Annotated in this window: 23 protein-coding genes and 1 tRNA gene; 14 read left to right on the top strand and 10 right to left on the bottom strand. The window is 62.4% G+C overall.

Going from position 1 to position 25,786, the window contains the following annotated elements:
* Positions 1-39: 39 nt before the first annotated feature.
* Genes FHR23_RS11225 through FHR23_RS11210 form a run of 4 tightly spaced genes read left to right on the top strand, consistent with a single transcriptional unit; the run spans position 40 to position 4,938 of the window.
* Positions 40-1,821 (top strand): thiamine pyrophosphate-requiring protein, encoded by a 1,782-nt coding sequence (locus FHR23_RS11225; protein ID WP_184003996.1) that lies wholly within the window; start codon positions 40-42, stop codon positions 1,819-1,821.
* Positions 1,822-1,825: 4 nt separating this feature from the next.
* Positions 1,826-2,668 (top strand): hypothetical protein, encoded by an 843-nt coding sequence (locus tag FHR23_RS11220; RefSeq protein ID WP_184003994.1) that lies wholly within the window; start codon positions 1,826-1,828, stop codon positions 2,666-2,668.
* Complete coding sequence (locus FHR23_RS11215; protein ID WP_184003992.1) at positions 2,661-3,302, top strand: gluconate 2-dehydrogenase subunit 3 family protein; 642 nt, start codon at positions 2,661-2,663, stop codon at positions 3,300-3,302. Before FHR23_RS11220 ends, FHR23_RS11215 begins: the two co-directional genes overlap by 8 nt.
* A complete protein-coding gene (locus tag FHR23_RS11210; RefSeq protein ID WP_184003990.1) occupies positions 3,292-4,938 on the top strand; it encodes a GMC family oxidoreductase in 1,647 nt (548 codons plus the stop codon). Before FHR23_RS11215 ends, FHR23_RS11210 begins: the two co-directional genes overlap by 11 nt.
* 15 nt (positions 4,939-4,953) lie before the next feature.
* Here FHR23_RS11210 and FHR23_RS11205 read toward each other — a convergent pair whose 3' ends face one another.
* From FHR23_RS11205 to FHR23_RS11195, 3 genes are all read right to left on the bottom strand, one after another.
* Entirely contained in the window at positions 4,954-5,760 is an 807-nt protein-coding gene (locus FHR23_RS11205) for a universal stress protein (protein ID WP_184003988.1), read from the bottom strand.
* A 118-nt stretch (positions 5,761-5,878) separates the two neighbouring features.
* A complete protein-coding gene (scpC, locus tag FHR23_RS11200; protein ID WP_425506363.1) occupies positions 5,879-7,396 on the bottom strand; it encodes a succinyl-CoA:acetate CoA-transferase ScpC in 1,518 nt (505 codons plus the stop codon).
* Positions 7,397-7,420: 24 nt separating this feature from the next.
* A complete protein-coding gene (locus FHR23_RS11195; protein WP_184003986.1) occupies positions 7,421-7,945 on the bottom strand; it encodes a GNAT family N-acetyltransferase in 525 nt (174 codons plus the stop codon).
* Positions 7,946-8,138: 193 nt separating this feature from the next.
* Between FHR23_RS11195 and FHR23_RS11190 the strand changes: the two genes are divergently transcribed.
* Positions 8,139-8,780: a peroxiredoxin gene (locus FHR23_RS11190; RefSeq protein WP_425506365.1), complete on the top strand. Its 642-nt coding sequence runs from the start codon at positions 8,139-8,141 to the stop codon at positions 8,778-8,780.
* Positions 8,777-9,157, top strand: a complete 381-nt coding sequence (locus FHR23_RS11185) for an ArsR/SmtB family transcription factor (RefSeq protein ID WP_184003982.1) — start codon at positions 8,777-8,779, stop codon at positions 9,155-9,157. The genes FHR23_RS11190 and FHR23_RS11185 overlap by 4 nt, the downstream gene beginning before the upstream one ends.
* A gap of 17 nt (positions 9,158-9,174) precedes the next feature.
* Here FHR23_RS11185 and FHR23_RS11180 read toward each other — a convergent pair whose 3' ends face one another.
* From FHR23_RS11180 to FHR23_RS11160, 5 genes are all read right to left on the bottom strand, one after another.
* Complete coding sequence (locus FHR23_RS11180; RefSeq protein WP_184003980.1) at positions 9,175-10,026, bottom strand: GGDEF domain-containing protein; 852 nt, start codon at positions 10,024-10,026, stop codon at positions 9,175-9,177.
* 162 nt (positions 10,027-10,188) lie between these two features.
* On the bottom strand, positions 10,189-11,490 hold the full coding sequence (locus tag FHR23_RS11175) for a cytochrome-c peroxidase (RefSeq protein ID WP_184003978.1): 1,302 nt from the start codon (positions 11,488-11,490) through the stop codon (positions 10,189-10,191).
* Positions 11,491-11,493: 3 nt separating this feature from the next.
* Positions 11,494-13,116 carry a phospholipase C gene (locus FHR23_RS11170; RefSeq protein ID WP_184003976.1) on the bottom strand — a complete coding sequence of 541 codons (1,623 nt, stop codon included), beginning with the start codon at positions 13,114-13,116 and terminating at the stop codon, positions 11,494-11,496.
* Positions 13,117-13,305: 189 nt separating this feature from the next.
* Positions 13,306-13,381 (bottom strand) — tRNA-Ala (locus tag FHR23_RS11165).
* 76 nt (positions 13,382-13,457) lie between these two features.
* A complete protein-coding gene (locus FHR23_RS11160) occupies positions 13,458-13,775 on the bottom strand; it encodes an FYDLN acid domain-containing protein (protein ID WP_184003974.1) in 318 nt (105 codons plus the stop codon).
* A 110-nt stretch (positions 13,776-13,885) separates the two neighbouring features.
* Here FHR23_RS11160 and aroA point away from each other — a divergent pair, with 110 nt between their 5' ends.
* The 7 genes from aroA (at position 13,886) to FHR23_RS11125 (ending at position 21,480) form a co-directional block, all read left to right on the top strand.
* Positions 13,886-15,232 (top strand): 3-phosphoshikimate 1-carboxyvinyltransferase, encoded by a 1,347-nt coding sequence (gene aroA / locus FHR23_RS11155; RefSeq protein WP_184003972.1) that lies wholly within the window; start codon positions 13,886-13,888, stop codon positions 15,230-15,232.
* Complete coding sequence (locus FHR23_RS11150) at positions 15,229-15,858, top strand: (d)CMP kinase (protein ID WP_184003970.1); 630 nt, start codon at positions 15,229-15,231, stop codon at positions 15,856-15,858. The genes aroA and FHR23_RS11150 overlap by 4 nt, the downstream gene beginning before the upstream one ends.
* A 207-nt stretch (positions 15,859-16,065) precedes the next feature.
* Positions 16,066-17,778 (top strand): 30S ribosomal protein S1, encoded by a 1,713-nt coding sequence (gene rpsA / locus FHR23_RS11145; protein ID WP_184003968.1) that lies wholly within the window; start codon positions 16,066-16,068, stop codon positions 17,776-17,778.
* Positions 17,779-17,943: 165 nt separating this feature from the next.
* Positions 17,944-18,222 (top strand): integration host factor subunit beta, encoded by a 279-nt coding sequence (locus FHR23_RS11140; RefSeq protein WP_184003966.1) that lies wholly within the window; start codon positions 17,944-17,946, stop codon positions 18,220-18,222.
* 675 nt (positions 18,223-18,897) lie between these two features.
* Positions 18,898-19,302 (top strand): hypothetical protein, encoded by a 405-nt coding sequence (locus FHR23_RS11135; protein WP_246359848.1) that lies wholly within the window; start codon positions 18,898-18,900, stop codon positions 19,300-19,302.
* A gap of 12 nt (positions 19,303-19,314) precedes the next feature.
* Complete coding sequence (locus FHR23_RS11130) at positions 19,315-19,533, top strand: helix-turn-helix transcriptional regulator (protein ID WP_184003964.1); 219 nt, start codon at positions 19,315-19,317, stop codon at positions 19,531-19,533.
* Between the two features lie 831 nt (positions 19,534-20,364).
* Positions 20,365-21,480, top strand: coding sequence for a permease (locus FHR23_RS11125; RefSeq protein WP_184003962.1), 1,116 nt, complete (start codon positions 20,365-20,367; stop codon positions 21,478-21,480).
* Positions 21,481-21,552: 72 nt separating this feature from the next.
* Here the strand turns inward: FHR23_RS11125 and FHR23_RS11120 are convergent, their stop codons facing one another.
* On the bottom strand, positions 21,553-23,625 hold the full coding sequence (locus FHR23_RS11120; protein ID WP_184003960.1) for a S9 family peptidase: 2,073 nt from the start codon (positions 23,623-23,625) through the stop codon (positions 21,553-21,555).
* A gap of 133 nt (positions 23,626-23,758) precedes the next feature.
* Here FHR23_RS11120 and FHR23_RS11115 point away from each other — a divergent pair, with 133 nt between their 5' ends.
* A complete protein-coding gene (locus tag FHR23_RS11115) occupies positions 23,759-25,057 on the top strand; it encodes an APC family permease (protein WP_184003958.1) in 1,299 nt (432 codons plus the stop codon).
* A 104-nt stretch (positions 25,058-25,161) separates the two neighbouring features.
* Here the strand turns inward: FHR23_RS11115 and FHR23_RS11110 are convergent, their stop codons facing one another.
* On the bottom strand, positions 25,162-25,761 hold the full coding sequence (locus FHR23_RS11110; RefSeq protein WP_184003956.1) for a hypothetical protein: 600 nt from the start codon (positions 25,759-25,761) through the stop codon (positions 25,162-25,164).
* Between the last annotated feature and the right edge of the window lie 25 nt (positions 25,762-25,786).

Here is a 25,786-nt window from a genome sequence, read left to right as displayed (position 1 = left end):
CACCGATATTTTTGGAACTATTTGGACAGGAGGCGCATCATGGCGCAGACCGTAGGCGATTTCGTATGGAAACGACTGCATCAATGGGGAGTAAAGCGGATTTACGGCTATCCCGGCGATGGCATTAACGGTCTGCTGGGCGCGCTGGACCGCGCGGATGACGAATTCGAACTCATTCAGGTCCGGCATGAGGAAATGGCCGCCTTCATGGCCTCCGCCCATGCCAAATTCACCGGTGAGCTGGGCGTCTGCATGGCGACTTCCGGCCCCGGCGCATCGCACCTGCTGACCGGCCTGTATGACGCGCGCATGGATCACATGCCGGTGCTCGCCATTGTCGGGCAACAGGCACGCACCGCCATCGGCGCGCATTATCAGCAGGAACTCGACCTTGCGTCGATGTTCAAGGATGTCGCTGGCGCGTTCACCGGCATCGCCAGTGCCCCGGCGCAGGTCCGCCACCTGGTCGACCGGGCGATCCGCATCGCCATCGGCAACCGCCGGGTGACGGCACTGGTGCTGCCTAACGACTTGCAGGATCTGCCGATGGAAGACCCGCCGCGCAAACATGGTGCGGTCTTTTCCGGTGTCGGCTGGAGCGCGCCGAACATCGTTCCTACCGGCAAGGATCTGCAACGCGCCGCCGATGTCATCAACGCCGGTAAAAAGGTCGCCCTGCTCGTCGGTGCAGGCGCCAAATATGCAACCGACGAGGTGATTGCGCTCGCCGACCGCCTTGGCGCAGGCGCTGCCAAGGCGCTGCTCGGCAAGCAAGTGCTGCCCGACGATCTGCCCTGGGTGACGGGATCGATCGGGATGCTGGGTACCAAGCCCAGCTATGACATGATGCTGGAATGCGACACGCTGGTGATGCTCGGTTCGGGCTTCCCCTATGCCGAATTCCTGCCGAAGGAAGGACAGGCGCGCGGCGTGCAGGTCGATATCGACCCCGGCATGCTGTCGATCCGCTATCCGATGGAAGTGCCGCTCACCGGCGACGTCAAACCGACCATCGAGGCGCTGTTGCCGCTGCTCGATCAAAAGGACGGTGCATGGCGCAAGAAAATCGCCGGATGGAAAGAGGAATGGGAAAAAACCATGGAAGAACGCGCCATGGTAGAGGCCAATCCGGTCAATCCGCAGCGCGTCTTTACCGAGCTTTCCCCGCGCCTTCCCGATCGCGCGATCATCACCAGCGATTCGGGTAGTTGCGCCAACTGGTACGCGCGCGACCTGAAAATCCGGCGCGACATGATGTGCTCGCTGTCGGGCGGGCTGGCCTCGATGGGCGCAGGCGTGCCCTATGCTATCGCCGCGAAGTTCACCCATCCCGACCGTCCGGTCATCGCCACGGTGGGCGATGGCGCGATGCAGATGAACAATATGGCGGAGCTGATCACGGTCGCCAAATATTGGGAACGCTGGTCCGATCCGCGCTTCATCGTGCTGGTTCTCAACAATGAGGATCTCAATCAGGTCACCTGGGAGCAACGGGTGATGGAGGGCAATCCACGCTATGAAGCGTCGCAGGAACTGCCCAACGTCCCCTATCATCGCTTTGCGGAGATGATCGGGCTGGACGGCATCTATGTCGACAATCCCGACAATCTGGGCACCGCCTGGGATCGCGCATTGTCGGCCAGCCGCCCGGTGGTGATCGAGGTCAAGACCGATCCGGAAGTACCGCCCCTGCCGCCCCATATCTCGCTCGAACAGGCGCGCAAATTCACCTTCATGCTTGCGAAGGGCGATCCGGACGAAACCGGCGTGATCAAGGGCAGCGCCAAACAGGTGCTTTCCAGCGTCTTCAGCCACGATTGAGATTATGGCTCAGAAGAATAAGGAGGAGGCACTGGCCGTCCGGCTGGTCGCAGGCGGGGCCACCGTGCTTGCCGTCTCGGTGCTGAGCGACAGCGGCATGGAACATTATCGCGGATCGTTTCGCGACCCGGCAATGGTCCTGCCGCTGCTCTCTTCCGCTGCCTCGATCGGCTTCAACGCTCGGCGCGCCGGCGCCCATCCCGAACGCGCGCCGGACAGTGAAGGCACCGAAATCAGCCATCTCATCTCGACCTCGATCGGGATCATCGGCTTCGGTTTCCATGCCTATAATGTGTTGAAACGCCCCGGTGGAATGCGGCTGGTCAACCTGTTTTACGGCGCACCGGTGGGCGCGCCCGTCGCGCTGACGCTGGCGGGGGCGCTCGGCAAGACGGCCGATGCCCTGTCGCGCAACAACGGCATGATCGGCCCCATCGACCTGAAGGACGGCCGCGTTATCGCCGGCGTCACCAGCATCGGTCTGGTCGGCACGGTGGCGGAGGCGGCTCTGCTGCATTTTCGCGGTGCCTATCACGATCCGTTCATGTGGCTGCCGATCATCGTGCCGCCGATCGCCGCCGTTTCTCTGGCCCGCGATGCCATCGACAATGTGCCACGCCCCGTGACCACCGCCTTGCTCGGCACCACCGCCGCACTGGGTCTGATCGGCGTCGGCTTCCACGCCTACGGCGTCGCGCGCAACATGGGTGGCTGGAAGAACTGGCGACAGAATCTGCTGGCCGGTCCGCCCGTCCCGACCCCGCCCGCCTTTACCGGCCTGGCCATTGCCGGGCTGGGCGCCCTGCTGCTCATGCGAACCGCGAAGAAGAAACGCTCCCATGCCTGACCGATTTCCCGATTATGACGTCCTCGCCAAACGCACTAGCCCAAGCTGGAATGACAAGACGCGCGAAGTGATCGACCAACGCCTGTCGATGCCCGAAAGCTGCGACGCGCTGACCGAACAGCAACAGGCGACGCTGCGGCTGGTGATCGACCGGGTGGTGCCGCAGCCGGAGGACCGGGCAAGCGTCAACGCCTTCGCGCTGCTTGCCGCAAAGATCGCCGCGAACAAGAGCGACGGGTTCCGCCATCACCGCCTGCCCCCGGTGCGCGAGGCATGGCAACGTGGGCTGGACGCCATCGATGCCGAAGCGAAAGCGCATTTCGATACGCCCTTCGCGCAACTCGACGCTGCGCAGGCCGACGCCATTCTGTCGATGGTCCAGCAGGAGAAGGTCACGCTTGCCCAATGGGCAGACATTCCGGCCGAACTGTTCTGGTCGTGGCGGCTGATCCCCGACATTGTTTCGGCCTATTACGCCCATCCTTCCGCGTGGAGTGCGATGGGGTTCGGCGGCCCCGCCTCGCCGCGCGGCTATGTCCGCCTGCAAAAGAACCGGCGCGATCCGTGGGAGGCTGCGGAGGCCGATAGCGGCATCCTGATTTCGGCGAAAAGGAAGAACCGGCATGTCGTCTGATCCGCAGGAAAATCCGCGCGCAAGGGACGGTCGCGCGCCGGACGTTTTCACCCCCGGCGGCTGGGTGCCGATGCGCGAACATGACGACGCGGACGAGGTTGATTTCGCCATTGTCGGCACCGGTGCGGGCGGCGGCACGCTCGCCTGCAAACTGGCCGAAGCGGGCTTTTCCGTCGTCGCGTTCGATGCCGGTCCCTATTGGCGCCCGCTGGAAGAATTCGCCTCCGACGAAACGCATCAGGAAAAGCTGTTCTGGACCGATCAGCGGATCGTCGACGGTAACAACCCGATCAAGATGGGCTCCAACAATTCGGGCAAAGCGGTCGGCGGCTCCACCGTTCACTTCGCCATGGTGTCGCTGCGGATGCGTCCCGAACATTTCGCCACCCGGTCGAAGCTCGGCTATGCCGTCGACTGGCCGATCGACTGGCAGGAAATGTGGAAATATTATGCGCAAGTCGAACAGGCGCTGCATATTGCCGGCCCCGTCAACTATCCTTGGGGGCCGCATCGCCCGCGCTATCCGCTGCGCCCGCATCCGCTGAACGCGGCGGCCGAATATCTCGCCCGCGGGGCGGAGGCACTCGGCACGAAATGGACGGAAACCCCGCTCGCCACCGTTTCGGCACCGATCGGCAAGTCTCATCCGTGCGTCTATCGCGGCTTTTGCGTCACCGGCTGCACCACCAACGCCAAACAATCGGTGCTGACGGCATGGCTTCCCCGCGCGCTGAAGGCGGGCGCGGAAATCCGCGATCTGGCGATGGTCGGGCGGATCGAAACCGGCAAGGACGGACGCGTCACCGGACTGCACTATATCCGCAACGGCCAGTGGCGGTTTCAAAAGGCGAAAAACGTCATCGTCGCGGGCTATGCGATCGAAACCCCGCGCCTGCTGCTCAACTCCGCCTGCGACCGGTTTCCCGACGGCCTTGCCAACAGCTCCGGACTGGTCGGCAAGAACCTGATGGTACAGCTCAATCAGGCGGCATGGGGACAGGTGAAGGACGATGTGCGCTCCTATAAGGGGCCGCCCAGCCTCGCCGTTTCCGAACACTGGAACTATACCGACACCGGCAAGGACTATGACGGCGGCTGGTCCTATATGAGTCAGGGACCGCTCCCCATCACCTGGGCCAAAAGCCTTGCGGGCGGGCGCGGCTTGTGGGGACAGGCGCTGATCGACGAAATGGCGCGCAATAACCATTCGGTCGGGCTGAAAATGGTCGGCGAATGCATGCCTGACGAAAACAACCGCGTGACGCTGGCCGATGAAAAGGATCAGTACGGCCTGCCCATCACCCGCATCACCTATGCGCTGACCGACAATGACAAGCGGATGCGCGACCATGCCGTGCGCTTCATGCGCGACAGTCTGCAAGCAACCGGCGCGACCGAATGCTGGGAAGAGATGGACGATACCTGCCACCTGAACGGCACCGCACGGATGGGTGACGATCCCGCCACCAGCGTCGTCAATGCCGACTGCCGAAGCTGGGACATTCCCAATCTGTGGGTGTGCGACGGATCGGTGTTCCCAACCGTGGGCGGCGTCAATCCGTCGCTGACCATTCAGGCGCTGGCGTGCCGCACCGCCGACCGGATCAAGGCCATGGCGGCGCGCGGAGAATTGTAACCGGCAACCCTGCGCCTACCGCGCCATCAGCAGCGGCACCTCCGTCCGGTCCAGCATGCGTTGCGTGACCCCGCCGAACAGGCGCTCACGCACGCGCGAGTGGCTGAACGCACCCATCACCATCAGCTTCGCGTCCATGTCCTGCGCGGCACCCATCAGAATATCCGAAACCATATCGTCGCCATGCGGCAAATGGGTGATCTGCGGCTCGATCCCATATCCGCCGATATAGCGGGCCGCCTCTTCGGGCGTGAAGAACATATCGATTTCGCCGACCGTCAGGATTTTCACGTCCGACGCTCGTGCAAGCAACGGCATGGCGCTGCGTAACGCGGCCGCCGCTTCGGGCGATCCGTTCCACGCCACGACCATCGTACCGGTGCAGTCGAAACTGCGGACCTTTGGCGGCACGACGAGGACCGGCGCACGCGCATTGACCGCTATGTCGGCAGCCTCCGATATGGGTTCGACCCCCTCTTCCTGCCGCACCCGCCGGCTGATGACGACCAGATCCGCAAGGCCGGAGCGCTGGACGAGGACGTCCAGATCCATGCCCGAAACCGTTTGCCAGTCCCAGGGAACATCTTCGGCGTTCATGCGCGTTTCGATGGTCTTGCGAAAAGCCGCCAGCGCCTCTTCCGCCTCGCGCCGGAACTCGGGCGGCAGAACCCCGAAATACGGATCGCCCAGGACCATGTAGTCATAGGGAGCGGCCTGCATACAGGTTACATGGCCATCCATTGCCCGGGCAATGTCCAGCGCAACCTGAAGTCGCGATTCCTGTCCGTCATCCTTGTGAACATGCAGCATAATCGATTTCATCGCGTCCTCCCGAATCTACGCCTCAACGCTTCACCAGTGTACCGGCAACTGACGACACCCGCTAAATATAGGCAGGCTCTGCTCCACAGGCAAAACCCTCTTCAGGAGTATCGGAACATCATGTCCGCATGGTCCCGGTTTCCACGAACCGCTGGTGCCAGGACAGCGCCTCGCCGAGCAGCGACGGCGACTGCTGGCCATAGGAATGTATCTTCGCCCGGTTGTAATAATCCTCCAGCGCGTCGCGATAGTCGGGATGCGCGCAATTGGCGATGATCACGTCCGCCCGCTTTTTGGGACTCAGCCCGCGCAGGTCGGCAAGCCCCTGTTCGGTGACGATCACCTGCACATCCTGCGTGATGTGATCGACATGGCTGACCTGCGGCACGATCGCGGAAATCTTCCCCTGCTTCGCGGTCGACGGCGTCATGAAGATCGAAATATAGCCGTTGCGTGCAAAATCGCCGGAGCCGCCGATGCCGTTCTGAATGCGCGATCCCATGATGTGCGTCGAATTGACATTGCCGTATATATCCGCCTCGATCAGCCCGTTCATTGCGATGCAGCCCAGCCGCCGCACCAGTTCGGGATGGTTGCTGATCTCCTGCGGCCGCAGAATCAGGCGGTCGCGGAAGAATGCCATATTCTCGTTGATATGTGCCGCCTTGTCCGGGCTGAGTGAAAAGGCGGTTGCCGACGCCATGCGCAGCTTGCCTGCTTCCAGCAGGTCGATCATGCCGTCCTGAACGACCTCGGTATAGGCGGTCATGTCGTCGAAGGGGCTGTCGATCAGGCCGGACAGCACGGCATTGGCGATATTACCCACCCCCGACTGAATGGGCAGCAGCGACTGCGGCAGCCGCCCCTTCGCCACCTCATGCCGGAAGAATTCGAGCAGATGACCCGCAATCGCCTGCGCGTTCGCATCGGGCGGTGCGAACGGCAGGTTGCGGTCGGGCGAGTCCGTTTCGACGATCGCGACGATCTTTTCGGGATCGCAACGCAGCACCGGCTCACCGATACGATCATCGGGACGTACCAGCGGAATCGGCACGCGATGCGGCGGCAGCGCGGTGCCGTAATAGATGTCGTGCATCCCCTCCAGCGCGGCGTTCTGCCATCGGTTGACCTCCAGAATCACCTTGTCGGCGCAATCGAGCCACGTCTTGTTGTTGCCGACCGAGGAGGAGGGGATCAGCGTACCATCCGCACGGATGCCGCTCACTTCGATCACCGCCATGTCGAGCTTGCCGAGAAAACCCTCCCACGCCATCGGCGCGACCTGGCTGAGATGCATGTCGAGATATTCCATCTCGCCGCGGTTGATCTTCTCCCGCGCAATCGGGTCCGAATTATAGGGAAGCCGCAATTCGATACCGTCGGCTTTCGCCAGTGCACCGTCGAGTTCGGGACCGGTCGACGCCCCGGTCCAGACGCGGACGTTGAAGGGCGTTCCCGCCGCGTGCGCCTCCTCGATCCGGGATGCAAGCGCCATCGGCACCGCCTTGGGATAGCCGGAGCCGGTAAAGCCGCTCATTCCCACCGTCACACCGGACGGGATCAAACCGGCGGCATCCTGAGCCGACATCAGCTTGTGGCGCAGGCGCGCGCATGCGATCCGCGAAATTCCGTTCACCGCTATCCCCTAAAGTCGTTCGACCTATGCAGACCGAAAGGTCCGGCGCACGACTACTAAGCCTGGATCGTCCGGACAAGGTTCGCTTTTGAAACCCATTTCATGTTCCATCGCAATCGCCGCATGGTTGCCGCTGTCTTCGATCGACTCGACCATCTGTACACCGCGAACCAGTGCGACTTCCGTAATCAGCCGCAGCATCTCCCAGCCGACACCGCGCGTCTTGTAATCGCGATCGACCACAATCGCGATCTCACCGCGTTCCAGTGCGTCGTCACAGGCCAGCATCGCGGTCGAAACCAGCCGCCCCTTCTCGCTGTCGAACCCCAGCAGGGTTTCGCTTGTGCGGTGATCCACCTCCACCATCGCGGCGATCTGTTCGGCATCCACATGCTGAACCGCGGAAAGGAAGCGAAATCGCAAATCTTCGCGAGAAACATGCCGGAAAAACTCCTCCAGCAAGGCCCGGTCCTCATCGCGAACCGCACGGACGCTCAGATGCACGCCACCGCTGGTGGTTACGCTACGCAGTTCGGTTCGTTCGGTCATGCCTGATTCCACTGCTGTTCGCTGGACGCGGAGAGAAACATACAACAATTCGGGCATCCGCCGAAGCGCCCGAACCGACAATTGCGCTTTGGCATTGCCAACCATATCTCATCAATTAAATATAATGTGGAATCTTTACTATCGATACGATGACGGCCGCAAGGCCGCCCCGTCGAATGGAGTTGCCGTGAATATTCCGTCTGCGTCCCCAGCCCCGCTTCGCCTCGGTGACGAAGTTCCCAGCTTCACCGCCCGCAGTACGCAGGGCACGATATCGCTCAGCGACTATCGCGGGCGCTGGCTGGTCCTGTTTGCACATCCGGCAGATTTCACACCGGTATGCACCAGCGAGTTTGTCGCGCTGGCGCAAGCAGCCGACCGGTTTGCAGCACTTGATTGCGCGCTGGTGGCAATGTCGGTGGACAGCCTCTATTCCCACCTCGCATGGCTGCGGCTGATCCATGACCGGTTCGGCGTCCGCGTCGACTTTCCGGTCGTCGAAGACCCTTCGCTCGAAATCGCGCGCGCCTATGGCATGATCGCTCCCGACGCAGCCGATGCGGGCACGGCGCGCACAACCTATTTCATCGATCCTAACGGCATTCTGCGCGCCTGTACCGATTATCCGGCGACCATCGGCCGTTCCGTGGAAGAGATGCTGCGCGTAGTGGAGGCGCTGCAACGCGTTGAAAGCGGCAAATGTCTTGCCCCCGCCAACTGGTCACCGGGCAGCGCCCTGCTGACCACGCCGGGCAATACCGCCGACGCTGCCCTGAACGCGAAGGGCGCCAGCGACTGGTTCTATTCCGAAACCCCGGACAGGAACCGCAAATGAAACAGGTTCTGAAAGATCGCGATCTGGAAGCAGATGCCGAAATCCTACGCGCGCTCGCCCATGGTGTCCGGCTGGAACTGATGCGCACGATCGCCTTGCGGGAACGTTCGGTCGGCGAGATCGAGAGCGCGACCGGCATCGGTCAGCCGGGCTTGTCGCAACAACTTGCGATATTGCGCAAGGCGGACCTGGTTCAGACCCGTCGGGAGGCGAAGCAGATATTCTATCGGATCAATCGCCGGCAACTTGCCGAAATCAACGACCTCATCGTGGCGCTTGCCGATACGGCAACGAACGAGACGGGGAGGAAAAGCGAACCCCGCCCTTCCGCGAAAGATGGCGGCATCGCAATGTTCGCACGCATCGAACGGACGTAACGCCCCCACGCGCCGGTTCAGGCTGCTGCAACGCTGATCCGGTTGCGCCCCTGTTTTTTGGCGCGGTACAGCGCTTCGTCGGCCCGATGTCGGGCCTCGGCAAGGCGCGCATAGCCGCGCACCGGGGCCAGCCCCGATGAAAAGGTCACCACATGGCCGTCGATCGCTGCCTCTTGCCGCGCGGCCATCGCGACACGGATGCGGTCCATGATATCGCGCGCCGTTTCCAGCGCGGTATCGGGGAACAGTACCACGAATTCTTCCCCGCCCCAGCGCGCCACGACATCCGAACGCCGTACCGAACCGCTCAGGTGCCGGGAAAAATCGAGCAGCAACTTATCACCGCGATCATGCCCGAACCGGTCGTTGACCTGCTTGAAACGATCCAGATCAATCATCGCCAGCACGGCGTCACCATCGTCCGACAACAACCCCGCAACCTGATCCATGAATCCGCGCCGGTTATGCAGGCCGGTCAGCATGTCGCGCCCTGCGGCCTCGATCAACTGGTCGATCCGACCGGCATTTTCATCGGCGGCAACCGCAACCCCACTCAGCAACCGGCCGATCACGTCATCGCCACCTGCGGGCACGGTGGCGACAGGCTGCCCCCGCTGGATACAGCGCAGCATTTTCGTCGCCCCGTCGATCGGCGCCAACAGCGCCGACAGGGCCCATAGCCCCGCCGCCGTTCCGGCCAGCGTCGCGATCAGCAGCACGGTCACCGAGATCCAGTCCCAGTGCCCGCGCACTGCTTCCAACCCGGCAAAGGCGATCAGCGGCACATGCACCGCACCGAAACAGATGGCGAGGATTCGCCACTCGTAATGACGGGGAAATAGAAACTGTGTAGCCCGGTAAAACGCCATTTTTGTTCCGGATTGGCTGGGGTCCGGGAATAGGTTTTGATGCTGCATAACGGGCAGCGCTATCGTCCGCCGCTTTCCCAAAAGTTAACGGCTCGGCAATATAAAGAATCGGACGCGACAAACGGGTATGACACCATGTCGCACCGTCGCGACCGCGCGTTTCTATCGATCCGTCAGCGTTTTCAGAAACGCGATGATATCGTCCATCTCCGCGTCGGTCAGCGCGGGCTTATCGCCCTTTTTACGGTTCAGCGGAGCGTCGATCCGGTCGATATTGCGGCGATAGCGCGGTGGCAGGTCGTTGTAGTACGCAATGCTGCCGTCCGCCCGCCGGGGATAGATTTCTCCCGGTCTGGTGTCGCGGTCGGCATAGAAGCGCAGCACCTGTTTCAGGCTGTGATAGACGCCGTTGTGAAAGAAGACGCGGCGTGTCGCGACGTTGCGCAGGGTCGGCGTCTTGAACAGCCCGCAATTGGCGTTCTGATGCGCATAGGCGTCGTGGCGCAAAGGGCCGCAAATGCCCAGATCGTAATAATCGGGATCGTGGTTCGCCGGGATCGCCGGATTGCGCGGCACTGCCAGCGCCTCATATTCATGATCGGTAAAGACCGGCGGCTGCCCGTCGGGCGTCGGCTTGTCGAGGTGGCAGGCCGCGCAATTGCCCTTGTCCGGATCGTTGAACAGCGCCAGCCCGCGCCGTTCGGCGGGCGTCAGCGTCGCATGACCGTGCAGATAGGCGTCATATTTGCTGCTATAGGGATGAAATCGCGGATCCTCGATCTGAAAGCGAGACAGCGCAAAGCCCGCCTCATCCAGCGCGCGGGTCGGGTGGTCGAAGATGTCCGCGCCGAACAACCGCCGGAAATCCTCTGCATAGGTCGCCTTGCGCAGTTTCGCGACCAGCGATGCCGTATCCTTGTTCGCCATCTCGAATGGCGACATCAGCGGCCCTAACGCCTGTTGCTGAAAGGTGTCGGCGCGACCGTCCCAGAACAATCCGCCCTGCGGCACGTCGTTGGGCTGGCCTGCATGTTTGCGTGCCGCCTGCCCTTTCAACGGGCCGAGAGGGTTTTTCGCTCCGGCATTGACGGTTCCCGGCACGGCGACGATCGCATCCTGATCGTACAGGCTTTCCGGGCCGACGGTGAAAGGCGGCGTGCGGTCGAGATAAGCCAGCGAGGGCACCGCGCGAATACCCGACAGTTCCCCGTGCGGGCCGCCGGACTGTACCGACCGGCCATCGGGCGGACCGAAATGATGCGCGGGGTCATGACAGCTTGCGCAGCTTTTCTGTCCCGACGCCGACAGTGCGGGGTCGAAGAACATCTTTGCGCCAAGCTGCGCCATCGCGCTCAGGCGGGGACCGGCGGGAACCTGCCCCGCCGCCATCCGCTCCCGGCTGGCAACCGCCACCGTGAACAGCAGCGCCGCGAGCGCCAGCAGCACGGAACCGGCGCGTATCATGGCTTATCGCGGCGTGCCCGTCTTCGGATCGAGCAGCAGTTTCGGTGCCTTCGCGCCGTGCCAGGCAAACAGACCGTCGATCGATCCCGAATGGGCGTCATACGAACCCTTGCCCAGCCGCGCGCCGCCCATCCAGTTATCCTCAATAAAGCGCAGGACGGAGGTCTGGTCGGTCAGCGTGTGATCGACATAATTCTGCTTCGCATAGGGCGAAATCAGCAGGAACGGCTGGCGTGCGCCATGGCCGCACCGGCCGCCCGCGGGCTTGCCGTCGACACCGGGCAGCGGCGTGCCGGTGCCGCAATGATCGCCTTCCAGCACGTCATAGCCGGGCACATGCGATGCATTCATCACCGCATGGGCATGATCGTACCAGCCGTCCGAATCGTCCCACAGCACGATGATCGCCGTGTCTTTCCACAGGGGCGACTGCTGGATCGCGTTGATCGTGCGGGTCAGGAAATGCTGCTCATCGACCGGGTCGGAATAGCCCGGATGTCCGTCCTCGAACGCGCGCGCCTTCAGGAAGCTGACGGCGGGCAGCCGCCCGGTCTTCAGCACCGCAAAGAAATCGCGGATGTCATATTGGTGGTTGGCGCCGCCGTCATGCGCGGTGCCGATCGCCGCCACCGAACTCGGGCGGACATGCTGCGGATTGGCGGTCGAGGCGTAATATTGGAACGGCTCATGATGCGGGATGTAGTCGGCGCTCGGTACGCCGGTGACGGCGGACCTGGTAAAGCGCTTACAGCCCTTCGAGCCGTTGGCGGCGACATAAGTGCGGTCGAAACCGCCCTCGAACCAGCCCCAGCTCAGATGATGCGCGTTCATCATATCTCCGATATTGGGGCCGGTCATCGTCACCTGCACCGGACTGGTCGAACACACATCGCCCGCCGGATCGGCATCGGAAATCAGCGTCAGCCCGCCATTGCCGTCGGGGGCCACGAAATGCTTTGCCGCCTGCGGGTCGGTGCCCGGTTTCACCACCGCACCGTTGGTCTGACCCGAAACCAGATTGATCGCGCCGATTGTCGAGGGGCCGAAGGTGGTGCCGAAGCTGTTGTCGCTCATCGCGTAGTGCTGCGCATAGTTCCACAGCGCGGTGACTGTATTGCCGTCGAAATAGCCCATCACCTGCCCCTTGGTGCCGAACGCACCGACCCCGCCGGGGCTGGCCCGTCCGGTATATTTGGGAAACAGGTCCATCTTGAAACCGTCAAACGCAGCCTGTTCGGCGGTATAGCCGTGATTCTGCGACTGAGTGGCCGCCTGCGTCACGTCGAGCCGAAACGGCCCGCTGGCATTATCCCCGTTTTCCGGGTTGGTCGCGTTGGGATTGTCATGCAGCAGATGCGCACTGGCCAGCGTGTTGACGGCGTCCGCACCGGGGAGTCCGGGGGTACCGGGGCGAGCATGGAATGCCACTTCTCCCGAAGGATTCGCAGCCACCGGATAGGTGCCGAAATAATGGTCGAAAGACGCATTTTCCTGAAAGATGACCACCAGATGCTTGATCGGCGTTGCGGTCTTATGGGGCTTTTGCGGCTGTCCGGCCGAAGCGACGCCGGTAAGTGCCAGACTGGTAAGCGCAAATGCGGCAAGGCGCGCCGACGAACGGAACATGGCTGGGGGTCTCCTGTGGGGGGAAGATGACTGACCGTGCCCCCTACCTGCCGTTCGTGTCACTTATGCGTCAATTAAAATACAAAAGCGCGCACGCGATACCGGCGTGGCCGACGATGTTCGAAAATCGTCAAAGCCCGCGCGCTGCACGGCCGCAGCCCTACAAATCGACTATCGAAAAAGAGAAAATGGTGGAGCCGAGGGGGATCGAACCCCTGACCTTCGCAATGCCATTGCGACGCTCTCCCAGCTGAGCTACGGCCCCGTTTCCGGTGGGAAGGCGTCGCCCATTAATCAGGCGACGCCGGTTTGGCAAGCGCTGTTTGCGCCCGCCGGGACAATCAGTTGTCCTCGTCCTTTTCTTCCTTGGTGTTGACGCCCAGATCGTCGTCACCACCCAGATCGTCGTCATCGACGGTGTCTTCATCCTCGTCGATGTCCAGATCCTCATCTTCGAGGTCCTGATCCTGCTCGGCTTTCTTTTCCTTATCCGTCTTGACCTGATCGAACGGTACCGGCTGTTTGGATTTCAGCACCGGTTCGGGAATCCAGGCATAGCCGCATTCGATGCAGGTTACCGGGTCTTCCTTCGTCAGGTCATAGAATCGGGTAGCGCATTTCGGGCAGGTCCGCTTCGTGCCCCATTCCGGCTTCACCATAGATACGGCCTCTATTGCCTTTCAACATTGATGTAGGATTCGGCGGATTGTTCCGCAAAGTGGCGCGCGCCTTGCCATAGCGCAAGCGCGCTGTCAAAAGCCGCGCGCTTATGACGATGCAATCGCCCCGCCCGCTGTCGCTTTCGGCACACAGTCCGCTGACCGGAACCATCACGGTTCCCGGCGACAAATCGATCAGCCACCGATCGCTGATGTTTGCCGGACTTGCGGTGGGCGAAAGCCGAATCACCGGCCTGCTGGAGGGCGAAGACGTGCTGGCCACCGCCGCCGCGATGCGCGCGATGGGTGCCGATATCGTACGGGGCGACGACACTGTCTGGCGCGTGCACGGCGTCGGCGTGGGCGGTCTGCTGCAACCCCAAACCGCGCTCGACATGGGCAATTCGGGTACCTCCACACGGCTGCTGATGGGGCTGGTGGCGAGCCATGCGATCACCGTCAGCTTCACCGGCGACGCCTCTTTGTCGAAACGGCCGATGGACCGCGTCATCACCCCGCTGTCGCAAATGGGCGCGGAATTCACCGCCAGTCCGGGCAACCGCCTGCCGCTGATGGTGCGCGGGATCGCGCCCGCCGTACCGATCACCTATACGCTGCCGGTCGCATCCGCGCAGGTAAAGTCGGCGGTGCTGCTCGCCGGACTGAACACCCCCGGTGCGACCCGTGTGATCGAGCCGGTGCCGACGCGCGACCATTCCGAACGGATGTTGCGCGGCTTCGGTGCCGACCTGACCGTCGAGGAAACGCCGGAAGGGCGAATTATCGCGATCACCGGCGAAGCGGAACTGAAGCCGCAGACGATCACCGTACCGGGAGACCCCTCTTCGGCCGCCTTCTGGATGGTCGCCGCCTCGATCGTGCCGGGTTCGGACATCCTGATTCGCAATGTCGGGCTGAATGCGACGCGCAGCGGCATCGTCACCGCGCTGAAGATGATGGGCGCGGACATCGAGGAAGTGGACGCGCGGGATGTCGGAGGCGAGCCGGTCGCGGACCTGCGCGTCCGCCACGCGCCGCTGTCGGGAATCGAGGTGCCGCCCGAACTGGTGCCCAGCATGATCGACGAATATCCCGCACTGTTCGTCGCCGCTTCCTTCGCACAGGGGCGGACCGTCGCGCGCGGGGCGGAGGAACTGCGCGTCAAGGAATCGGATCGCATCGCGGCAATGGCTACCGCACTTCAGGCGTGCGGCGCGGCAATCGAGGAATATCCCGACGGCGCGGCGATCACCGGTACCGGCGGCGAGCCGCTGCCCGGTGGCGCCCGGATCGAAACCCATCTGGATCATCGTATCGCAATGAGTATGGCGATTGCCGGGCTGAACGCGAAAAGCGCCATCGCCATCGACGATGCCCGCCCGATCGCCACCAGCTATCCCGATTTTGTTGACACCGCCACGGCACTTGGTGCCCATAGCGCATGGCTCAACCAATGATCATTGCCGTCGACGGACCCGCCGCATCGGGCAAGGGCACGATCGCGCGCGCATTGGCGCGGCACTATGGCCTGCCGCATCTCGATACCGGGCTGCTCTATCGTGCGGTCGCGGCCAATGTGCTGCGTGAAGAACTCGATCCCGCAGTAGAGGCCGACGCGGTCGCCTGTTGCGATTTTCCCGACAGCCTGCTCGACGATCCCGGTTTGCGCACCGATGAAGTCGGCAAGGTGGCTTCCATCGTTTCCGCGCATCCGCTGGTGCGTGCCGCGCTGCTGCAACGGCAGAAGCGCTTTGCCCAGCAACCCGGCGGCGCGATCCTCGACGGGCGCGATATCGGCACGGTGATCGCGCCGGACGCGAACGCCAAGCTGTTCGTCAAGGCAACCCCGCGCATCCGCGCCCAGCGCCGCCATAGCGAGTTGCGCAAGGCCGGAATCGACGTCACCTTCGACCGGGTGCTGGCCGACATCCGCGCGCGCGACGATCGCGATGCGAAACGCACCGATGCCCCCATGCGGCAGGCCGCAGATGCCGCCTTGCTCGATACGAGCTTTCTCAGTATAGAGGCCGCCGTCCAGCGGGCGATTGCGCTCGTGGAAGCCCGAATAGCGGCGAAGGCGTAACCGCCCCAGCCAACAGCGAACGCGAAACGCGGCCGTAACGACCGGTCGGCGTTGTCGCGTCTATTCGCATATTTACAGGGTTTTCGCGATCGCTTCCGTCCAAAGGATGCCGTGACCGGCGTTCGGCCGCCGCGGCAGTTCGGCCACAAGACCGCCGGAACCAACCGGCTGGCCGGAAAAATGATTTGAAATAGGAACCTCTGGTTTATGGCCACTACGGCAAACCCCAGCCGCGACGATTTCGCGGCGATGCTTGAACAGACCCTTGGCGGCGCCGACAGCTTTGAAGGCCGCGTCGTCATCGGCACCGTTACCGGAATTGAAAACGACATGGCCGTCATCGACGTCGGCCTGAAGTCCGAAGGCCGCGTGCCGCTGCGTGAATTCGCCGCACCGGGTCAGAAGGCGGAACTGAACGTGGGGGATGAGGTCGAAGTCTATATCGACCGCGTCGAAAATGCGAACGGCGAAGCGATGCTGAGCCGCGACCGCGCCCGCCGCGAAGCCGCCTGGGACAAGCTGGAAGCCGAATATGCCGAAAGTGCGCGCGTCGAAGGCGTGATCTTCGGCCGCGTGAAGGGCGGCTTCACCGTCGACCTGAACGGCGCCGTCGCCTTCCTGCCCGGCAGCCAGGTCGATATCCGCCCGGTGCGCGATGTCACCCCGCTGATGGACATGCCGCAGCCGTTCCAGATCCTGAAGATGGACCGCAAGCGCGGCAACATCGTCGTATCGCGTCGCGCGGTTCTGGAAGAAACCCGCGCCGAGCAGCGTTCGGGCCTGATCCAGTCGCTGACCGAAGGCCAGATTATCGAGGGCGTGGTCAAGAACATCACCGATTACGGTGCGTTCGTCGATCTGGGCGGCATTGACGGCCTGCTGCACGTCACCGACCTTTCCTACAAGCGCGTCGGCCACCCCAGCGAGATGCTGGAAATCGGCCAGACGGTGAAGGTGCAGATCATCCGCATCAACCGCGAGACGCAGCGTATCTCGCTGGGCATGAAGCAGCTCGAGAGCGATCCGTGGGAAGGCGCATCGGCCAAATATCCGGTCGGCATGAAGCTGGCGGGCCGCGTCACCAACATCACCGAATATGGTGCGTTCGTGGAACTGGAACCGGGCATCGAAGGTCTGGTCCATGTTTCCGAAATGAGCTGGACGAAGAAGAACGTCCATCCGGGCAAGATCGTCTCCACCTCTCAGGAGGTCGAGGTCATGGTGCTGGAAGTCGACGAAGACAAGCGCCGCATCTCGCTGGGCCTGAAGCAGGCGCAGGCCAATCCGTGGGAGAAGTTCGCGGAAGAACATCCCGTCGGCTCGACCGTCGAGGGCGAAGTCAAGAACGCCACCGAATTCGGCCTGTTCGTCGGTCTCGACAACGATGTCGACGGCATGGTCCACATGTCCGACATCGCCTGGGGCATTTCGGGCGAGGATGCGCTCAACCTGCACCGCAAGGGCGAAACGGTTCAGGCCATCGTGCTGGCCGTCGAGCCGGACAAGGAACGCATCAGCCTGGGCATGAAGCAGCTTGAGCGCGGTGCGCCGACCGTCGGTGTCGCCACCTCGGGCGACCGCCTGTCCAAGGGTGCGATCGTTACCGTCAGCGTGCTGGAAGTCCGCGATGCGGGTCTTGAGGTACAGGCCGGCGACGATGGTGCCACCGGCTTCATCAAGCGCAGCGACCTTGGCCGCGACCGCGACGAACAGCGCCCCGACCGTTTCCAGGTCGGCCAGAAGTTCGACGCGATGGTCACCGGGTTCGACCGTTCCAAGAAGCCGACCTTCTCGATCAAGGCGCTGCAGATCGCCGAAGAGAAGCAGGCGGTTGCGCAGTACGGTTCGTCCGATTCGGGCGCATCGCTGGGCGACATTCTCGGCGAAGCGCTGAAGGCGCGCGGCGGCGACGAAGGCTGATCCCGATCCGGGACGAAAATCGGGCGGTGGAAGAGCAATCTTCCGCCGCCTTTTTCGTATACAGATCTTGATATGGATCAATGGGGTAGCTACACCTTTGCCCCGGTCGCCTGATCATCAGGCATGTGGTATAATCCCGATGCATCACATCATGGGGGAAGTGGAATGATCCGTTCCGAACTGGTGCAGCTTCTTGCACGCGACAACCCCGATCTCGCCCTGGGCGATATCGAACGCATCGTGACGGTTTTCTTCGACACGATCAGCACGCGGCTGGCACAGGACGGGCGTGTCGAACTGCGCGGCTTCGGTGCCTTTTCGACCCGCGCCCGCGATGCACGCACCGGCCGCAATCCGCGCACCGGCGAATCGGTCGATGTGCAGGCCAAGCGCGTGCCCTATTTCAAACCGGGCAAGGAAATGCGCGTCCGCCTCAACGCCTGAAGGCGCAACGTCCCGGATGACCTGGACCGGGCAATGGCTCCCGGCTCCTTGCCGATGCCGATACATGGCCGGCTTCTTTTTTCAGTCACATCCCGCTTGGCGCACGCGATACGCCTGCCTATACCGGCGCGGTCGTGCCTGTGCGGGCGTGGCGAAATCGGTAGACGCAACGGACTTGGACACACAATTGAGTGCTCCTGCGGGAAACCCGGGATGCAGAACTGCTCAAATTCGGGGAACCCTGTCAGATGGCGATCCCGAGCCAAGCCGCCAACGGCCATGCGCTGTCGGCGGAAGGTGTAGAGACTAGACGGGCAGCACCTGTCCTTCGCGCACGCGAAGCAGGGTGAAGGGATAGTCCAGACCACAAACGCTCAAGGGTTGAGCGGCGGCGAAAGCCGTAGCTGGTACGAAAATCCGTAGGGCCGAAAGGCTCGTGGGGGTTCGAGTCCCCCCGCCCGCACCAACTCTGAAACCTGCGCCAAAAAACCGCCTTTCAGGATCCGACCTTAATCGCAGTCATTCGATATCGGTTTAGGGGTCTCCGAGAGCGATCAAATCCGACATGCTTCGAGCGGTGAGTAAAACGTCGGCCGAACTATGTCGAAAATATTCGACATATGCTCGCAGATCTTCTATGTAGAAAATATTCTACATGAACAGGAGATTCACGCCATGTCTTTCAAGGAAAAATCTGCCTGGGCTATGGGGGCGATCATGCTCGTTACCGGGGTTTGGTATGCTCAACTGGTCGCAGCCGCACCGCAAGCCCCTGTCATCGGCCCGCTCATCTCCTATGTTCTCGCAGTGATCGTGCTGTCGATTATCGCGCAGACAGTTCTCGCAATCCTCTCACCGAGAGAAGCTCACGCCAGCGCCGATGAGCGCGAGCGGATCGTGATGGACCGTGCCGGCAATTGGTCGGGCATCGTGCTCGGCCTCGGCGTCATCACTGCCATCATCATGTATATTGGTGGGTGGAGCGCCACCCTGCTGGTTCACGCCATCGTTGGCGCGCTAATCGTGGCGCAGTTGGCAGAATACCTGTTCCAGATTTTCCTTTTCCGCCGCGCGGTCTGACGGGGCGGGACTATGGGTAAGCGCCCCCCAATCACCAACCGCGTGCGGAGCTTGCGCGAGAAACACGGCCAGATGAGCCAGGCCGCGCTGGGCGAGGCGGTGGGGGTCACGCGCCACACAATCATCGCCATTGAGCTGGGGCGCTATTCCCCCAGCCTCGAAACCAGCTTTCGCATTGCGCGACTGTTCAATGTCGGTCTGGAAGATGTATTTGGATGGGAAGGCGACTAACACCTAACGTCTTAACGATGGAAGGCGACTGTCCAGTGACGATCCATTGATAGACGAACGTGAAACCGTCCAAATGGCGCGGCTATTGGGTGCAAGTTGCCTTTGCGTCGAACGTTCGGCCGTCTAATTTTGCGAGTTCGGCCCGACTTGGCCTGTCAAGGCAATGCCAGCTTTACGAAACGATGCGCTTAAAGCAGACATGCGCAAACCCACCTTTTTCCGTCTCTCAAGCTTTCGAATTGGCTTACTGAAAAAAGCAACTCATTCTGGCGTCGATTTGTCTTATCACCCCAGCACCCCTCCTTTCTTCTATACCGCTTTCAAGCCATTCCGGGTCGGCTGCACGCATCCGGCGTCTGCCAATCGCCTCGAATATGTGGTGGACGGGCTGAGACGAAATATCCTCCCAAGCTTTTGCGAATACAGATGCCCATCACGAACGCCTTCGCATAGCAAGCTACCATGCCGTCGCGATGCGCCACGATCACCAGCGGATTTGCAACGAACCAAAGGAGAAACACGGTGCCCGATAATCAAACCCAGCACCTGCTCCATCGCATCGGTGCACTGCTGGCGGAAGAACCGAATATCCGCTGAACGACACGCTGCTCTATGCGGGAGTCGCATCTGATTACGTGCGCCCATCAATCTTCAAGGATCGTGGTAATCATATCCTATATCGCATTCCTGACCTGATACGGATCGGCAAAGCCCTGCTTGCGCTCTGAGAGGCGCCTGCCCGGCGCCGCCGCAAGGGGTTGTGAGGCCGCCCTGCCCTGTCCCGCATATTAGCGGTTGAAAATACCCCACCCCCGTATCATGTAGCGGCACATGGGCATTATCGATCGGCTGGGCGACGCGCTGTTGATGGCGCTGGGCATGTTCTGGAAAACCGGCTGGACGCTGGTGCTGGGCTTCGCGATTTCCGCGGCGTTGCAGACGGTCGTCCCCAATGAGGCGCTGCGCGCGCGGCTGGGCAAGGGCGGCCCGCGTCAGATCGGGCTGGCCGCATTGCTGGGCGCCGCCAGTTCAAGCTGCTCCTTCGCCTCCACCTCGATCACCCGCACGCTGTTCCGCAAGGGTGCGGCGCTGGAGGTGGCGCTGGCCTTCCTCTTCGCCTCCACCAACCTCGTCATCGAACTAGGCATCGTGCTCTATCTGCTGATGGGCTGGCAATTCATGGTCGCCGAATGGGTCGGCGGCATCGTGCTGATCCTGGTGATGAGCCTGATCGTCAAGGCGACTTATCCGGCGAAGCTGGCGGAGGACGCCCGCTCGCACATGGAATCGGGCGACGGACACGGTCATGGCGGCGCCATGCCGCCGGGCGAGCATTGGTGGCAGCGGCTGGCAAGCCGTGAGGGCCGACTGGCGGTTGCGCGGCACTTCACCATGGACTGGTCGATGCTGTGGAAGGATCTGGCCATCGGCTTCGCGGTCGGCGGCCTGATCGCCGCATTCGTGCCCGACAGCTTCTGGCACTCGCTGTTCCTGTCGAACGCGCCCGCCGCGATCCAGATCCCCGCCAACGCCATCCTCGGCCCCATCGTCGCGTCGCTGACCTTTCTCTGCTCGATCGGCAATGTGCCGCTGGCCGCGATCCTGTGGGCAAGCGGGGCGACCTTCGGCGGTGTCATCGCCTTCATTTACGGCGACCTCATCATCCTGCCGCTGCTCGATGCCTATCGCCGCTATTTCGGGCTGCGCATGGCCGCCTATATCGGCGCGGTGCTCTATGCTTCGATGGTGATCGCCGCGATCCTTGTCGATCTCGGCTTCAACGCGCTCGGACTGGTGCCGCAGCTACAGCCCGACATTCGGGTCAAGCTGATGACCTTCTCGATCGACTATACCTTCTGGCTCAACATCGCCTTCGGTGCGCTGGCCATATGGCTCTACCTCCTGAGCAAGAAACAGCCCGCGCCGAAACATCACTGCTGCCATTGAACCCCCGTCACTGCGAGGAGCGAAGCGACGCGGCAGTCCATCCGGCTCGCTTCGCTCGCGATGACGCGGAGATTACCCCATCTCCGCCAGCCCAAGCTGCCACAGCACGAACGCGTTTTCCTCCGCCGCCTCGCGCAGCGATTCCCAGCGCCCCGATTTGCCGCCATGGCCTGCACCCATATTGGTCTTCAGCACCAGCACATGATCGTCGGTCCTGGTCGCGCGCAGCTTCGCCGCCCATTTCGCCGGTTCCCAATAGGTCACGCGCGGATCGTTCAACCCGCCTGAAATGAACATCGGCGGATAGGGTTTCGCCTCGACATTGTCATAGGGCGAATAGCTGCGGATCAGGTCGAACGCCGCCTTGTCCTCGATCGGATTGCCCCATTCCGGCCACTCGCCGGGCGTCAGCGGCAGGCTTTCGTCGAGCATCGTGTTGAGCACATCGACGAACGGCACATCGGCCACCACCACGCCCCACAGATCGGGGTCGGAATTGGCGACCGCACCCATCAGCTCGCCACCCGCCGAACGCCCGCAAATCGCGATATTGCCCGGCGCGGTGAAGCCGCGTTCGATCAGCCCCTTCGCCGCATCGACGAAATCGGTAAAGCTGTTGGTGCGCTTTTCCAGCTTGCCGTCGAGATACCATTGCTGGCCCAGATCGTCGCCACCGCGGATATGCGCGATGGCATAGGCCATGCCGCGATCGAGGAAGCTCAGCCGCCCGGTCGAAAATCCCGGCGGGATCGCATGGCCATAGGCGCCATAGGCATAGAGGTAGAGCCTGCCCGACCCGTCGCGCGGAAAATCCTTCGGATAGACCACCGATACCGGCACCGCCGTCCCGTCGCGCGCGGTAATTTCCAGCCGCTCGCTGGCATAGCCCGACGCGTCATAGCCCGACGGGATTTCCTGTACCTTCAGCGTTTCGAGCGTGCCGGTCGCAATGTCGTAATCATAGACGGTTCCCGGCGTGACCATCGATTCATAGCCCAGCCGCAGCTTCGTAATCGCATATTCGGGATTATCGCCCTCGCCCGCGACATAGCTGCTTTCGGGAAAGACGATCCGGTGCGGTGCGATTGTCGGGTCGTAGCGGTGGATTTCGACCTGATCGAGGCCCCGGTCACGCCCTTCCACGACGAAGAAATCCGCGAAACAGGTGACACCCGTCATGTAGAAATCGTCGGACGGCGCGATCCGCTCCACCCAATCTCCGGGTGCGTCGATACTCGCCGTCACCAGCCGCCAGTTGGTATGGGTGTCGTTGGTGTGGATGAACAGCGTGCCGTCATGTTCCTCCACATCATATTCGCGCCCCGGCTTGCGGGCGGCGACCAGGATCGGCTCGGCCGCCGGATTGTCGGCGGGAAGCAGGTAAATCTCACTGGTCACATGGTCGCCGGCCGAAATCACCAGCCAGTTGCGCGACTGCGTTTCGCCCACCGACACGCGCCAGCCGTCATCGTCTTCATGATAGAGTTCGACATCGTCCGCCGGATCGTCGCCCAGCCTGTGCCAGCGCGCATTGTCGGTGCGCCAGTGCTCGTTGGCGAGGCCGTAGAGAAAGCCCTTCGAGTCCGCCGTCCATACGATCGACGACAACATGCCGGGAATGGTATCGGGCAACAGGGCGCCGGTTTCGAGATCCTTCACGCGAATCTCGAATCGCTCCGCGCCGCTGTCATCCACCGCATAGGCGAGCAGCCTGCCGTCCGGGCTGACCGCAAACGCACCCAGCGAGAAATACTCCTTGCCCTTCGCCAGCGCCGGTTCGTCGAGGATCAGCTGATCCTCGCCCCCGCCCACCGGCTTGCGCCACCAGCGGCGATATTCGCCGCCCTTCTCGAAATCGGTCCAGTAGAGCCAGTCGCCGTCCTTTTGCGGGACGGTCGCATCGTCTTCCTTGATCCGCCCGCGCATCTCGGTGAACAGCGTGTCGGCCAGCGGCTTCAGCGGCTCCATCACCGCTTCGTAATAGGCGTTCTCCGCCTCCAGATAGCCGAGCACATCGGCATCCTCGACCGGCGCGGGATATCCCGGTGCGCGAATCCATGCCCATGGGTCTTCGATGGTCACGCCGTGGCGGGTGTAGCTATGCGGGCGGGTTGCCGCGACGGGCGGCCTGGGGCTGGTTGTCATGCGCCAAGCCCTACGGAATCGAACGCCGGTCGGCAACGCTGCTCGAAAAGCGCCGCCATCATAATTCCCTCAGGATTTCCCATCGAGGCACCGGTACCGTTGCGCATCGGCGGCGGTGGAGAGGCGCGACATCATGCAGGAACGGGTTCCGGTTCGCAGTGTCGGCCTGATCGCGCCCATGCTGTTCACCCTGAACGGCATGATCGGGGCGGGGATTTTCGCCCTGCCCGCCATCCTTACCGGATCGGTCGGTGCATTTGCGCCGTTGCTGATCATCGCGGTCGGACTGCTTCACTTTCCCTCCGCCTTCATCCTGTCGCGGCTCAGCCGACGGTTCGACAGCAATGGCGGCCCCGTTCTCTATGCCGAAGCAGCGTTCGGGAAATTCGTTTCGTTTCAGGTCGGGCTGGGCGCGATGATCGCGCAGGTCGTTGCGCTGGCCGCCAATGCACTGATCATGATCACCTATCTCGCCGCGCTGTTTCCGCCGCTCGCACAGCCTGCGATCCATCTGACGGCGACACTCGCGACCCTGATTGCCGCAACCCTGCTGGCGCTGGCGGGCATGCGAAAATCAGTGCGCACCCTGGGGTTGATCACCTTTATCAAGCTGACGCCCCTCGTCCTGCTGCTCATCGGCGGATTCCTGTTCGGCAGTCCGCAGATCAGCGTCTCGCCACCGGCGGCAGGCGACTATCGCAGCGCGATCCTCATCACCTTCTACGCCTATACGGGCCTCGTCTATGCGGTGTTGTCGGCAGGCGAAGTCCGGCATGCCAGACGCAATGTCACGATCGCGATCGCGGCCGTGCTGATCGGGGTGACGCTGTTTTATGCGCTGCTGGTCGTCGCCTTTGCCGCGATCATGCCCGAAGGCGGTGGCGAGAACGCACTGGCGATGGCGGCAGGGAAGCTGGCTGGACCGGCGGGCACAATCGCCATCGTCATCGCGGCGGGCTTCTCGATCTGGGCAAACCTGCTGAACGGCATCGTTGCCATGCCACGTCTGGTCTATGGCATGGCAGAACAGGAGATATTGCCGCGCTGGTTCGGACATCTGTCGCGGCGCAGGCTGGTGCCCGACAACGCGATCATCCTGATCGGCGGAATGGCCTGCGTGATGGCGATGTGGGGTGATTTCGAAACGCTGGCCACGATCAATGTAGTCGCCAACATTCTGGGCGGCTGCATCATGGTGCTGGTGTTGCCGGTGCTGCGCTGGCGTGAGCCGGGTACCGATGGACGACGCGTCGATGCGGTGGAGATTCTGATATCGTTCATTGCCGGGGCGGTGCTGGTCGGCCTGACCTGGATGGCGGGTGGCGCGCCGTTTGCGCAAATCCTGCCGATGCTTATCGGCGGCACGCTGCTGTATGGCATTGCACGCTTGACGGTACTGCTCAGCGCAAGGCGCGGCATAGCCTCTGCCTGAGCAACTACCGGGCAAAATATGGCAGGATGCACACCGCATCGGGGGGCCGTCCGACCAGATCGTCGGTCCGCATGGGCCGCTCTGCGGTTTCTTCGCGGGTAAGATCAGTCATGAATACGCTCCTCCGGAATGCGGCGAATGCGCGGGTCGGGGGTAGCATCGCCCGACGGTTCATTGACCAGATCGTCGAACAGCGCCCGATAATGGATCATTGCCTGACGCAGGTCTTCGGTGCTCGCCTCACCGCGCGCATGACGTACCGCAATGGCATGAGCGGTGCGATAATTGGTGATGACTTCGCCGTGATCAACCGACAGGTCGGCTGTACGCTGTTCGAAATCGCTGACCGGATAGCCGCGTGCTTGCATCACATCGCCCAGCAGCACATCGGCATGGCCGACGGCACCTTCGGGATTATCGACGAACTGGCCCTGAATACGCTGCCAGTTGCGCACGAAATCGTCGCGCTGCGATGCCGATAGCGGACGTAGTTCGAACTTCGCGACGCGCTTTTCGCGCTCGGCCAGTTCCGCTTCCGCTTTTGACGCGCCGCCGCGGTCCCGTACCGTACGGTCATATTCGTCGCCGAATCGATCTCTCAGATGCGCCGTCCTGTTGCGTCGGATCACCATCACGGCAACGCCGATCAGGACCGCAATAACCACAAGACCGATGGCAATCTGAACAGGTGTCAGTGTAATCATCAGACCTCTCCACAAACTTCATCGC

Origin of the sequence: Stakelama sediminis (genome assembly GCF_014199335.1) — a bacterium.
GTDB lineage: Bacteria > Pseudomonadota > Alphaproteobacteria > Sphingomonadales > Sphingomonadaceae > Sphingomonas > Sphingomonas sediminis.
This window is presented reverse-complemented; position numbering and strand designations above follow the sequence as displayed.